Source organism: Parabacteroides caeci (assembly GCF_023656795.1).
In the GTDB taxonomy this organism is placed as follows: domain Bacteria; phylum Bacteroidota; class Bacteroidia; order Bacteroidales; family Tannerellaceae; genus Parabacteroides; species Parabacteroides segnis.
Genome location: NZ_JAMOKT010000052.1, coordinates 1 through 13,512, shown reverse-complemented (window position 1 = coordinate 13,512; position 13,512 = coordinate 1). Strand labels below are relative to the sequence as shown.

Below are 13,512 nucleotides of genomic sequence, written 5' to 3'. Positions count from 1 at the left end.
GTAACTTTGAAAAGAGAAATATTAAAATGGATTTATGAACGTTTTATTAGTAACAAATATGTTTCCTTCTCCCAAAGATCCCTATTTCGGTATTTTTGTAAAGGAGCAAATGGATGCCGTATGCAAAATTCATCAAGACATATCTTATACTGTCTTTTATATTAATGGGAAACTTTCTAAAATAGAATATTTAAAATCTATTTTTAAGATTCATAAGAGAATTACAGAGATGAATTTTGACCTAATCCATATACATTATGGTTTATCCGGTCTATTTTTATTAAAAAAAATCAAAAAAAAGATCCCTGTGATTATTACGTTACATGGAGGAGATATACAAATCGAGCAGGGCAAAAACATTCAAGTATTTCTTACAAAACTCATCCTAAAAAAGGTCAATATGGCCATTACTTTAAACAATAAAATGGATGCTATTGTAAAACAATACACTCTACATACAAAAATAATACCCTGTTCAGTTGACACCAGTACATTTACTCCGTCACCAAACAAAAGCAATTCAAATATAAAGAAGATTATTTTCCCTAGTGATCGATCTAGGACAGTAAAGAATTACCCATTATTTGAAAATGTCATAAAAATTTTAAGGAATAAATATAATATACAATGTTCAACTACAGAAATAAAAAACATGTCAAGAACCGAAGTTGCAGCATTATATAATTCTTCCGACTTAATGATAATGACTTCTATTTCTGAAGGTTCACCACAAGTTATCAAAGAAGCTATGGCTTGTAACCTACCGATCATATCCACTAATGTGGGAGACGTATCAGTCCTATTAAAAGGAGTAAAAAACTCTGCAGTTTCCCCTAGCGCAAAAGCAGAGGAGCTAGCAGAATTAGCACAGCAGTCTTTGAATAATGAGATAAAAGGGATTGAAGGTAGAGAAAAAATCAAACAATTAAAATTGGATGATTATTCTATTGGAGAATCCCTATTTAATATATATCACCAACTCATTTCTCCAATAAAATAAAAAAGTTAAGACTAAATCAATTACGTCTTAATTTTTTACATAAATACTTAATATAAGAAAATATTTTCACACCTACAGAAAGCCCTCCACCTCCTCTAACAGATTTAATAAACACTAAATAATAAGGTATAGAACGCCCTGTCACCTTTATTTTATTTTCCCAATATGACAATTCATCATATGTCCTACACATTAACATATAAAAATAAAGTTTCCGTATTTTACATGCCAACATTTCAAATTCCCCACTCTCTATATAAGCATCATAATGCTCTTCTAATATTTTTTTTTGGACCTCCATAGAATATTGTATAGAATTCTTTTTATATAAACTAGTTTCATTCGTAACAGAATCTTGGCGACTACGATCTCTATTAATTATTATTTCATTACAAAAAAACTGTTCCTTTGAACGTTTATATAAATCCAGAAAGGTCAACTCCTCATAAATCCTATATTTCTCATTAAAACGAGTATCATCCCACAAGGATCTTGATACGACATGAACAAAATCACCTGTTACTTTGCCTGTTATCCACATAGAATATGATAAAACAGCTTGTCCCCTCATTAATAATGGATTAGATTCATAATATGTTAATCTATCATCAACAGAGAATAAGTAATATGAAAAGCCTGCAAATTTAGTCATTACATCAATAATATTCTGTAAGGCTTCCTTGGCCAAACAATCATCACTATCACAAAAAAGGACATAAGAACCTGTTGCTATATCTAGTGCTTTATTCCGAGCACTGTTTGGTCCTCCATTTTCACTCTGTCGCACATATTTTAAACGTGAATCCCCCCTTGACATTTTCTCCAATAAAAGATCTGTTCCATCCGTTGAGCCATCGTCTACAATAATATGTTCCCAATCACAATAAGTCTGCATTCGCACACATTCCACACAACGTTCTATACAATCTACTCGATTATAAACTGGAGTAATAATACTAAATTTTATTGGTTTCATACATTCCACTATTTATTCAAAAGACAATGTTTAACAAAAGCTGCCCAACCACGAGGCTGACGTCCTATAGATTTGAATAATTTAGAATATCGTTTTTTACGATAAAGCTTATAAGATTCAAATATAGAAGTCATCGGCCACCACTCATTTCCATTCTTAATCATATAAGGCTTAAAGTTTTTATAAATAGAAAATATAGTAATCCAATTCAAATACTCGTAAATAGCATATCGCAAATACAAGAAATTACGTTCTATGATCTGCCGCTTAAAATTGCTACTCAATTTTTCCGGTACATCTTCTAAATAAACACCTAAAATGCCTTCCGTTTTCTTCAACTTACCTGTCCGTGCCAAACGAATCTGAAAATCAAAATCTGCAACTAAAAAGAACTGTTCGTCAAAATATCCTAACTTCTCATGAAGTTCTTTTCTCCACATAGGGAAACAACCTATTTGATGACTGGTAAAAAATGCAGAGGGATTTAAAAGGAAATCTTCATTTATAACTTTTTTGTTACTTATACATCCATATTGAAACATATAATAAAAATCACAATAAGTCAATAATATATCAGGATTTTCATCTAATGTTGCAGCTTGCAAAGACAAAGACTCCGGATAACGAATATCATCTACATTCCAAATACAAACGTACTTTCCTTTAGCTAAACGTATTCCCCGATTCCAAGTAACATACAATCCTTCCAATTCCGGAATAATGATATGGTGGACGAACGGAAGTTCTGAAATATTTTGCTGCATAATATCCAACTCTGCTTTAGTTGGAGCATTATGCAATAATAAAATTTCCACTTCCTCTGGATTATCAATTCGGCGTACCCAATCAAAATATCCTTGAAGATATTTTTCACATTTATACAAGGAGGTTAGAACTGTTATTTTCTTCATTCCGTTTTTTATCTATTATAAAATCAAACAACATCAAAACAAAAACATTACGCCCAACTTGATATAAGGTTTCAGAAGTCAAAGAGGTACCCAATACCAACAACATATATAGTAAAAGAGACAATGATAATTTATCTTTCCGATTTACAAAAAAGAACCAAGCCAATCCTATATAAAACACCAAATAAGCGACTGTTCCAACATATCCATATCTAGCCACAAAATTAGACCAAGCAATATCAGGCGTATCCAGTTGATATATTCCGCCGTTCTCATCTGGAAGTCCAATAACAAAATTAAAATTATTATATGTATATGGAGAATCATCTGTCATTAATCCCAAACCAAAAAACTCATACATGACATTTGTCTTGGAATACAAATAGCGTTCCATAAAATGTGCTATACGGAATGTAAATGTTGACTCCGAGTCCATTTCAAAGTTTTCAATTTCATCGCTATCCTCTATTTCCGCAAAATTTCCTTCCCGCAACATTTGCAAATCTGAAATTGTTCTAGAACCGACCTGAGCAAACAATATAAAACATAAAGGAATTGCGACCAACAATGCATAAGGCAAATAACGAATAAACCGTTTCAAATTCCCGACATTCAGCATATACCCAAAAGACAAGGTTAAAATAACCATTATGATCAAACTCCGGTGCATCGGCAGGAAACTGGTTATAATCAATACGATTCCGGCAAAAGTACTATACTTTTTCCCTAACGGCTGAACAAATAACGTATAAAAAATAAAGAAATAGAGCATTCTGGGAGAATTATAAAAACGATAAATTAAATCTCCCCCCGATTTATCTTCTTCCCCAGCCAATATAGCTTTCCCGGTAAAAGCCTGTATAGCAAATAAAAGACTTTGGAACAACACGATATACAACAATATCTTCAACAATCGATCCACTTCTTCTTTCTCTACGCGTCTCAACGGATAATAAGCCAACACAAAGAAATAATTACGAGAAGTTTTAAGTATATCTCCCCAGCCTATTCCATAAACAAATTTATTCACACCGATAATGACTAATATTGCGGCCAAATAAACTGCAATTAAATAAGTCATTCTGTTCAACGGTATATAATCATGATAAGCAAAACAGCCATAAACAAATAAGACAAAGATATATACCAATGCAAAATCGGTAGATTTTGAAAAGCCTAATCCAGTTTCAAACAGTTCATCCGGGATAATTTGAAATCCGTAAAAAGAAAAAAAGAAAAATATGAGCAAAGAATAAGTTCTTTGCCCACAAATATACAATGCTATTGCTAATAATAATAATGGTATAAACAACATAGCGAATTATACTTTCTTTCTTTTTCTTAATAGCTCAACACATACAATATAAAACATAGAAATAATAACCGATAAAATAGTCACCACCACCAATACGACCGAAGACTTAGGACTAACCGGTTCAGACAAAACATAAGCAGAATCTACAATTTTAGCTCTCGGTTTCACCAATGCTTGCGTTAAAGCATTCTCCTCACGCTTCTGCAACAAGAACAAGAACAACTCCTGCTTGATCATCTGCTGCCTTTTCATAGTGATAAATTCACGTTCCTGCTGTGGCATATTGGCAATACGGGAAAGGAAGTAATTTTCTTGCGACTGCAATTCAGTACGAGAACGGCTAAATCCAGATTTTATGCTACGTACCGTTTCCAACATATTCGAACGCATAGCATCTATCTGCTTATTCACCAAATCTATTGCAGGGTTTCCTGGTTTTGTTGTCATCATTAATTTGATACGCTCCAATAATGCCTCATTATATGTCTGTAGACCTTCCAACACAGTCCGGTCACTTAACCCTATATTCAACGGTACCAGAGAATAGCGGTTTTCATCCTTAGTCAAGAATTCTTCCACTAACTGAATTACTGTATATTGAGATTCAGCTTCAATCTGACGTTCCTTAAAATCCTGACTTTTCTCTAATATGATTTTAGCTTCTGTCTCAATATCCGTCAAATTATTCGTTTTCTTATATAATTCGATATCCCTTTCCACACTATCCAATTCCGCTTCCATCAAAGAAATCCTTTCTGTCAAGAACTCATCCATCAACTTAGTTTCATCATTTTTATCGATTTCACCATTTTTATTGTAAAAGTTGACTAGGGTATTCAAGATATCAAATCCTCTCTTCGGATTAACTTCTTCCATCATTAATGATATCACATTTGCTTTCTTAGAATATAAATCAACAGTCACTTGCTTCTGATATATTTCCGCACACAAATTATGACCCATATAGTTAATTTCCAAACTAGTATTTTTTTTAGGAATATAGTATTTAGTCGTATCAAAATAAAATGTCCCAAAATCTGTATTCAATTTCACCGGAAATTCTTTTGTTTCAACACTTCCTATCTTTTTCCAACCATTCTTGGCCTTAATCTTACACACCCCGTTTTTAGACAGATTCACGTCAAAATTAATTACTGCCCGCAAAGTATCGGCCAATGGATTGACTGTATACACAGATATAGGAGAATCCTTATAACAATCTTTGGTTCGAGGAAAATCAGACAACAGATATTGGACATTCAAACCCAAATTCTTACTTAAATCACGGAATATACTATAGGAACTCAGCAGAAAAAGTTCATCATTTACGGACACTCCTCCCATTGCAGAACTTCCACCAAAAGCAAAGCTCTGCATCATCTCAGATGCAGCCGCTGCAGAAGCTGAAGTTCCGGAAATACCTTTATCTTCTTTTATCAGGATATTTGCATTAACCTGCAATACAGGTGGCTTTATCTTCAAGTAGACAACTCCCAATATCCCCAATACAAAGATTGAAACTACAAAAACCGGCCAATACTTAATGTATCTTTTGTAGATTGCTTTAATATCAATAAACTCGTTATTTTCAACAGATTTCATATTATTCCTTATTTTTTCATTGCTATAATAGACATTACAACACTCATTATCACAGATAACGTACTTGCAAAGGTTGAAATTATGGATAAATTATATTGTTCAGACTGACTGTAACGGGAGGATTTTTTCTTTTTGTCATTCGGTTCTACATAAACCACATCATTCTGTTCCAGATAAAAATAAGGAGATTCCAACAAATTCGTCTTTGTCAGATCCAAATGAACCAATTTCTTTTCCCCATTTATATCCCTAACCAGCTTTACATTGGTACGGTCACCATAAATAGTCAAATCACCAGCCAACCCTAAAGCATCCAGTAATGATATACGATCTGAATAAACAGTAAAAGAACCTGGACGAAGCACTTCTCCAATTACTGTAACTTTAAAGTTTTCTATCCGAATATTAACTATAGGATTTTCTACCGATTCAGATATTCTATCTTCCAATATATCAACCAACTCTTTCACGGTTTTGTCTTTCACTTCTATTTTTCCCAATACCGGGAAATTAATATACCCTTCATTATCGACAGTGTATGGCGCATACATTTGAGATGAACTCAGTTGTTTTTTATCCGTTACTGAATTTGTTTGTGTCTGTAGCAAGTCTGTCACAGATACAGCATACAGGTTAAACGGAGCTACGGCAGCTATATCCAAAGCTGAAACTGTTATTACCAATTTATCTCCAGATTTCAACTTGGGATCATAATTCATTTTAGTACCTAATAACTCTTCTCCTGAAACATATTTTGCATCATCAAAATATGTAATATTCTTAGGAGCCGAACAAGCTCCAAACAAAAGCAAACCAAATAACAATACCTTCAAATTCATATATAAATTTTTCTTCAAATAAGTTGCAAATATACGACTTTTAGTTCAACCCCGGACCATATAAGTGTGTTCTTCTAGTCCGAGTTACATCTATAACGATGCATTTGTTAATATATTGCTGCATGATGAAGTAAAAATATAGGAGATTTTATCTCTCTTTCTTGAATTATCATGTACTTTTGTCCCAAAAGAAACAGATTATGCTTGAAGTAGGAAAATATAACACGCTAAAAATAGTAAAAGACCTGGATTTTGGGGTCTACCTGGACGGGGGTAATGGGAAAGAGATACTTCTGCCGGCCCGTTATGTTCCAAAGAACGTAAAACCGGGGGATGAAGTGGAAGTCTTTATTTATCATGATAATGAGGGCAGGCTGATCGCTACGACAGCACGACCGCTGGCTACTGTCGGCGAATTCAAATTCATGGAAGTCAAATCGGTTAATAACACGGGGGCTTTTCTGGAATGGGGGCTGATGAAGGATTTGCTCGTCCCTTTCAAAGAACAAAAGATGCCGATGCGCGAAGGCAGATGGTATCTGGTATATGTCCATCTCGATCATATCACCGGACGTATTGTGGCTTCTGCACGTATCGATAAGTATCTGGACAATGTAGTGCCCGAATATACATTCAATCAGGAAGTTAACTTACTAGTGGCGGATGATACAGATATCGGTTATAAAGTTATCATTAATAACCTGCATTGGGGATTGGTATATTATAATGAAGTCTTTCGTCGCCTGGAAAAAGGAGAAGAGATTAAAGGCTACATCAAAGAAGTCCGCGAAGATGAAAAAATAGACGTAAGCCTCGTTCCGCTGGGCTATCAGAAAATAGAAGGACTGGCCGGAACCATTCTCGAATCGTTAAAAAGTCAGGGAGGATTTATCGCTGTACACGACAAAAGTGACCCGGAAGTCATTCAATCACTTTTCCAATGTAGCAAGAAAAGCTTCAAACAAGCAATCGGTGCCCTTTACAAACAACATCTTATCACGATGGAAAACGGCGGCATAAGTTTAGCAAAAAAGCAGGATCAAACAGCCGAATAACACTACATTTAACTAAATATCAAACATTTACGAGTGACGCCACCTTATATATGCAGCGTCACTCGTTTTATTATTAACTTTTTCCGGCACAAGTCATTCCTGATAAAATCCAATACCCTCCCGAAAGAGCCTAATACTTTACAAGAAGTTTCTTGTTGAATACTAACTTGTATTTTAGATTCAAACCTATATATTTTTAATCTTTCGACCATGGGCAACTTCAAATTTGACCTAGGTCAACTATAAATTCGACCTGGGTCAACTACGTATTTCACCTGGGTCGAATGATTAAGAAGTTATAACTTTACATCTAATTATATACTAGTAAAGGGGTTAAGGTAAATAGTATGATCGCTAAAAAATAGAGGCAATGATACCAAACAAAAAGTGACGCCGTCCTAAATAGCCAGCGTCACCTTCTACATATTGATAATTAATAGCTTCGTACTTACAATTCTTTTTTGAAGCTGTTTTTAATCTAACTTTAATACAGCAAGGAATGCCTTCTGCGGAACTTCTACCGATCCGATCTGCTTCATTCGTTTCTTACCTTCTTTCTGTTTTTCCAGCAATTTACGTTTACGTGAAATATCACCACCATAACATTTAGCTGTTACATCCTTACGTACTGCCTTGATCGTCTCACGGGCAATGATCTTCGCTCCGATAGCTGCCTGAATGGCAATATCAAACTGCTGGCGAGGTATCAACTCCTTCAGTTTTTCACACATACGACGGCCGAATGCCACACTGTTATCCACATGTGTCAATGTAGACAGGGCATCCACCGGCTCACCGTTCAACAGGATATCCAGCTTCACCAATTTACTCGGGCGGAAATCATGGATATGGTAGTCAAAAGAGGCATATCCTTTAGAGATACTCTTCAGTTTATCATAGAAGTCGATCACAATTTCCCCTAAAGGCATATCGTAATGGATTTCCACACGATCGCCTGAAATATATTCCTGTTTCAGCAGAATACCACGTTTACCCAGACAAAGTGTCATGATCGGACCGATAAAAGTCGTGTTCGTTATGACAGAAGCACGAATATATGGCTCATCGATATGATCGATCAATGTCGGTTCAGGCAAACCGCTAGGGTTATGAACTTCTATACAATTACCTTTTTTATCATATACTTTGTACGATACGTTAGGTACTGTCGTGATCACATCCATATTGAATTCACGGTCCAGGCGTTCCTGGACAATCTCCATATGCAACAATCCCAGGAATCCGCAACGGAAACCAAAACCCAGAGCGGCAGAACTTTCCGGCTGGAATGTCAGGGAGGCATCATTCAATTGCAGTTTCTCCAATGACGCACGCAGATTTTCAAAATCTTCGCTGTCGATCGGATACACACCGGCAAACACCATCGGCTTCACTTCCTCGAAACCGGCTATACCAGCCTTTGCCGAACGGGCTACATGAGTTATAGTATCGCCGACCTTTACTTCTTTTGATGTTTTAATACCGGAAATGATATAACCCACATCACCGGTTCTGATTTCACTGCGTGGTGACATTTCCAGCTTTAATACACCGACTTCGTCTGCGTCATATTCTTTTCCTGTAGCGATAAACTTGACATGGTCTCCTTTTCGGATCACACCGTTCACCACCTTGAAATAGGCAATAATGCCACGGAATGAATTAAATACGGAGTCAAAGATAAGACACTGAAGCGGTGCTTCCGGATCTCCTTTGGGAGCCGGCACTTTTTCAATGATCGTATCGAGGATCTGAAAAACACCTTCACCGGTCTTACCGCTTGCCCGGATAATATCCTCACGTGGACAGCCCAACAGTTCAACGATCTGATCTTCCACTTCATCCGGCATGGCACTGGGAAGGTCGATCTTATTCATGACCGGGATGATCTCCAGATCATTTTCGATCGCCATATACAGATTGGATATAGTCTGCGCCTGGATTCCCTGGGCGGCATCGATAATCAGCAAAGCCCCTTCACATGCAGCAATAGAGCGGGAAACTTCATACGAAAAGTCGACGTGTCCCGGCGTATCGATCAAATTCAGGATATATTCTTCACCTTTATAATTATATTTCATCTGAATGGCATGACTCTTGATCGTAATGCCTCGTTCGCGCTCCAGATCCATATCATCGAGGACCTGCGCTTGTAAGTCTTTGCCTTCGACTGTCTTGGTATATTCAAGCAAACGGTCAGCCAAAGTACTCTTACCATGGTCAATATGAGCAATAATACAGAAATTGCGGATATTCTTCATGTGCTAATTTATTTTAGGTGTGCAAAGATAGGAATTTTAGGTCAAAAACTATACTTTTGGCATACCATTTGTTGTTAATATTATATGACACTACAAGAAATAAATAAAGCTTACAACCGTATTATCGGTTCATTAGATAGCAAGGAGTTAAAGAATGCTTTTGATTCCATTCAGGCACTCATTTCCGGAAGCCGTGAAATATCGTTCCAGGACAAATTGAATGAGTTGCAGGATACATATAAATATATGTTGCGTTATCGCATCGAAGGAGCCAAAGATCCGATGCAGGAACAGATATATAATAAGATCCAGACCTCCTCATACGAGTTGGCCGACCGGATCAAGCATAAAGCAATGGCTGTTGAATCGCCTTTGGCCTTCTATAGCCGGCGCAGGAGTTTGCAGGTCCAGCCTAACGTGACTTTCGAGAATCTCCACCTCCAACTAAGCAAGCATTATGCGACAGGAAACAGGGCCGAATATGACGCCATGCTCATTGTTCTGTTCAATAAGATATGGGTATCCGATCCTTTCACGGTTGAAGATGCTGCTGTTATAAAGAATATTCTTTTCGATAACGAACTTCCGTTTACGGCAGGTTGTCAGATTGTTTCATCGCTGACGCTCGGTTTACAGGCTGCTTTCGACCCGGAAAAAATGATGTTATTGTTTGATGCGGCAAATCATAGGAATGAAGAGATCAAAGTACGTGCGCTGATCTCCATCCTGCTTACATTATATACTTATAGAAAAAGAACGGCTCTTTATCCGCAAATAATAGACAGGCTGGATGCTCTTTCAGAGGTTCCCGGCTTCACGAAAGCTATACGGACCATCACACTGCGTTTTATCTTGGCCCGTGAAACAGAAAAGATTACACGGAAACTACAGAATGAGATCATTCCCGAAATGATGAAACTGAGTCCTAAGATCAGCAATAAAATAAATCTGAAAGACATTACCCCGGAACAGCTTGGAGAGGAAATGAATCCGGAATGGGAAAATATATTTGCCGACAGTTCACTGGGTAAAAAGATGGAAGAATTCAGTGAACTGCAACAGGAAGGTGCCGATGTCATGCATTCCACCTTCGTTCATTTGAAAAGTTTCCCCTTCTTCCGCGAACTGAGCAACTGGCTTTTGCCGTTTACGACAGAACATTCATCGTTCGGGGATCGTTTTAACCAGAACAATGGTGAAAAACAGATGCTGGACTCCATGACGCTGGCAGCATTCATGTGCAATTCCGACAAATATTCATTATACTTCAGTATGATGCAGTTGCCTGAAGAAGCTAAAAAAATGATGATGAATCAGTTTGACAGCCAAGCTACTGAAATGATCCAACAGAATAAAGAAGAACTGATCAGTAAACGGGGCAAACTGGAAACGATTACAGGACAATATATACAAGACCTGTACCGCTTCTTTAAAATATATCCGGGACATTTGGATTTCAACGACATTTTCACATTGCCTCTTGACTTTCATAACCTCGCTATTTTGCGTCCTTATATCTCCGATGAAGAAAGTCTGAGTACGATTGCAGAATACTACCTGCGAAAAAACTATTTCAGTGATGCTCTGACCATCTTTAACCAATTAGCAGAGACGAATCAGGAGAGTGATATACTTTTCCAGAAAATAGGCTACTGTAAGCAGATGAATGATGATTTACAGGGAGCTCTCGACGCTTATTTGAGGGCAGATCTTTTAAATCCGCAAAGCAAATGGGTGATCCGTCGGATTGCCGGTTGCTACCGTTCGCTGAAAGAACCGGAAGAAGCATTAAAGTACTATCGCCGGTACGAGAAGCTAAACCCTGATAATTTATCTATTACAATCAGTATCGGACATTGTTACCTGGAACTCAAAAACTACAGTGAAGCATTGAAATGTTTCTTCAAGGTTGATTATATGGATAGCAATAGCAAGGCATGGCGTCCTATAGCCTGGTGTTCGTTCCTAACCGGTAAATATGACCAGGCACGCAATTATTACAAAAAGATATTGGCTGATCAGCCCAATACGCAGGACCTGCTAAATGCCGGCCATACGGAATGGGCTCTGCAAAATATAAAAGGGGCTATAGAATTCTACAGGCAGGCTATAGAAAAAGAAGACGGGAATTTCTATAAGTTCCAGGAAGAATTCAATCAGGACATCCCGGATTTAATCGTGGCCGGTATAGAAGATTCAGAAATATCCCTGATGATGGATCAGTTGAGGTATGTGCTAAATGATTCTTTATAAAATAAACTATAAACAACATACAGATAATACAGATCAGGCAGATTTACATGGTAAAGAATCCATGTAAATCTGCCTGATCTGTATTATTCATGTGCCATAAGCAAATGATGCAACCACCTACCCTGTTATACAGGTTCAACTGGTATACAAATATCCACAATAAACTTTTTTTCCGGATGTTCGTCATGGTTATTCTGATAAATCTCATAATGATGTCCATAACCACACTTACAGCCATTTTCTTCCAATAAATCGAACATTGCCATCCAGGCAGCCGGAAACTCAGACATAGATAATTCAAAACGTCCAACCGCATACAACCCGCCGGAGAGCCTATAACTTCCAATAAATCCTTCCGGCTTCATTTCTTCCGGAACAAACATGGCCGCATCGGCTGTTAATTTATCAACCGGGGTAACACGAGGATCATCATGATAGACGGACAATAACCTCATATCCGGTTGTGAAACAAACCCTCTGGGCAATGCCCACTTCATAAGATTGGCAAAAGCCTCCTGCATCTGGTCCAATGCTCCCTGATGACGACAATAAATAATAGCCCTCTCAGGCATTTGCTTAATTTCAAAAGTGCAATTCATATCCATACCATTTACTTTGATTGTTTTATCACGACAAAAATAGCGTGAATAAAGCGAGGTATGTTGCTCGTTTATGCTCTTGAATTGACATTTCTTGCTATCCGGATATCCGTTCTTGCGACGATACTCTTCGGCAGAAATACCAAAATGACGTTTGAAACTACGACAAAAAGAAGAGGCGGAAGAAAACCCCCAATCATAAGCCACATCCTTGATCGCAGCAGGATCACTCAGCAAAACATTGGCGGCCCGCTCCAATCTTCTCCGAAGAATATACTTTCCTACAGGTTCACCCATGGAGGCAGTAAATATCCGATGAAAATGATAAGTAGAAATATCAACTAACGACGATAACTCATCTATCGATACTTGCCTGTTCAGATTTGAATTAATATAATCAATAACCCGGTTGATTTGTTTTGTATGATCTTGTAATGTTGTATTCGCCACGTTATATGTGTATTTGAATGAGGTACAAATATAGGAATTGGTATTCATATATAAAAAGGAGCTCTTCATAAAGAGAAAAAGGAACCAACCTTACGATTGATTCCTTTCATTTGTTTGGAGTCTGTGACTCTAAAACGGCGGCTATCTACTCTCCCACTTTTACGCAGTACCATCGACGTGGTTGGGCTTAACTTCTCTGTTCGGAATGGGAAGAGGTGGATCCCCAACGCTATAACCACCTTAATACCTTT

At 37.2% G+C, this 13,512-nt stretch carries 10 protein-coding genes and 1 rRNA gene; 3 read left to right on the top strand and 8 right to left on the bottom strand.

Annotated elements, in window-relative coordinates; genetic code table 11:
• Nucleotides 1–34 precede the first annotated feature (34 nt).
• Entirely contained in the window at nucleotides 35–1,000 is a 966-nt protein-coding gene (locus NBH15_RS21560) for a glycosyltransferase (RefSeq protein ID WP_244050913.1), read from the top strand.
• Between the two features lie 16 nt (nucleotides 1,001–1,016).
• Here the strand turns inward: NBH15_RS21560 and NBH15_RS21555 are convergent, their stop codons facing one another.
• The 5 genes from NBH15_RS21555 to NBH15_RS21535 are packed head-to-tail and all read right to left on the bottom strand — an operon-like array spanning nucleotide 1,017 to nucleotide 6,643.
• Nucleotides 1,017–1,976 carry a glycosyltransferase family 2 protein gene (locus NBH15_RS21555; RefSeq protein WP_250823518.1) on the bottom strand — a complete coding sequence of 320 codons (960 nt, stop codon included), beginning with the start codon at nucleotides 1,974–1,976 and terminating at the stop codon, nucleotides 1,017–1,019.
• 8 nt (nucleotides 1,977–1,984) lie between these two features.
• Entirely contained in the window at nucleotides 1,985–2,887 is a 903-nt protein-coding gene (locus NBH15_RS21550; protein ID WP_128135535.1) for a glycosyltransferase family 2 protein, read from the bottom strand.
• Nucleotides 2,853–4,202, bottom strand: coding sequence for a hypothetical protein (locus NBH15_RS21545; RefSeq protein ID WP_128135534.1), 1,350 nt, complete (start codon nucleotides 4,200–4,202; stop codon nucleotides 2,853–2,855). The genes NBH15_RS21550 and NBH15_RS21545 overlap by 35 nt, the downstream gene beginning before the upstream one ends.
• A gap of 6 nt (nucleotides 4,203–4,208) precedes the next feature.
• The gene (locus tag NBH15_RS21540) at nucleotides 4,209–5,804 is read right to left on the bottom strand and encodes a GumC family protein (RefSeq protein ID WP_128135533.1); all 1,596 of its coding nucleotides are present in this window, start codon (nucleotides 5,802–5,804) and stop codon (nucleotides 4,209–4,211) included.
• 8 nt (nucleotides 5,805–5,812) lie between these two features.
• Nucleotides 5,813–6,643, bottom strand: coding sequence for a polysaccharide biosynthesis/export family protein (locus NBH15_RS21535; protein ID WP_128135532.1), 831 nt, complete (start codon nucleotides 6,641–6,643; stop codon nucleotides 5,813–5,815).
• Between the two features lie 200 nt (nucleotides 6,644–6,843).
• On the opposite strand from NBH15_RS21535, the gene NBH15_RS21530 reads away from it, so the two are divergent.
• Nucleotides 6,844–7,698, top strand: a complete 855-nt coding sequence (locus NBH15_RS21530) for a CvfB family protein (RefSeq protein WP_250823517.1) — start codon at nucleotides 6,844–6,846, stop codon at nucleotides 7,696–7,698.
• Nucleotides 7,699–8,171: 473 nt separating this feature from the next.
• On the opposite strand, the gene lepA is transcribed toward NBH15_RS21530, so the two are convergent.
• Nucleotides 8,172–9,959, bottom strand: coding sequence for a translation elongation factor 4 (lepA, locus tag NBH15_RS21525; RefSeq protein WP_250823516.1), 1,788 nt, complete (start codon nucleotides 9,957–9,959; stop codon nucleotides 8,172–8,174).
• 84 nt (nucleotides 9,960–10,043) lie between these two features.
• Between lepA and NBH15_RS21520 the strand changes: the two genes are divergently transcribed.
• Nucleotides 10,044–12,212 (top strand): tetratricopeptide repeat protein, encoded by a 2,169-nt coding sequence (locus tag NBH15_RS21520; RefSeq protein WP_128135529.1) that lies wholly within the window; start codon nucleotides 10,044–10,046, stop codon nucleotides 12,210–12,212.
• A 125-nt stretch (nucleotides 12,213–12,337) separates the two neighbouring features.
• Here NBH15_RS21520 and NBH15_RS21515 read toward each other — a convergent pair whose 3' ends face one another.
• Both NBH15_RS21515 and rrf read right to left on the bottom strand, forming a co-directional pair.
• Complete coding sequence (locus NBH15_RS21515; RefSeq protein WP_244050911.1) at nucleotides 12,338–13,261, bottom strand: AraC family transcriptional regulator; 924 nt, start codon at nucleotides 13,259–13,261, stop codon at nucleotides 12,338–12,340.
• 132 nt (nucleotides 13,262–13,393) lie between these two features.
• Nucleotides 13,394–13,504, bottom strand: a 5S ribosomal RNA gene (rrf, locus tag NBH15_RS21510).
• Nucleotides 13,505–13,512: the final 8 nt, after the last annotated feature.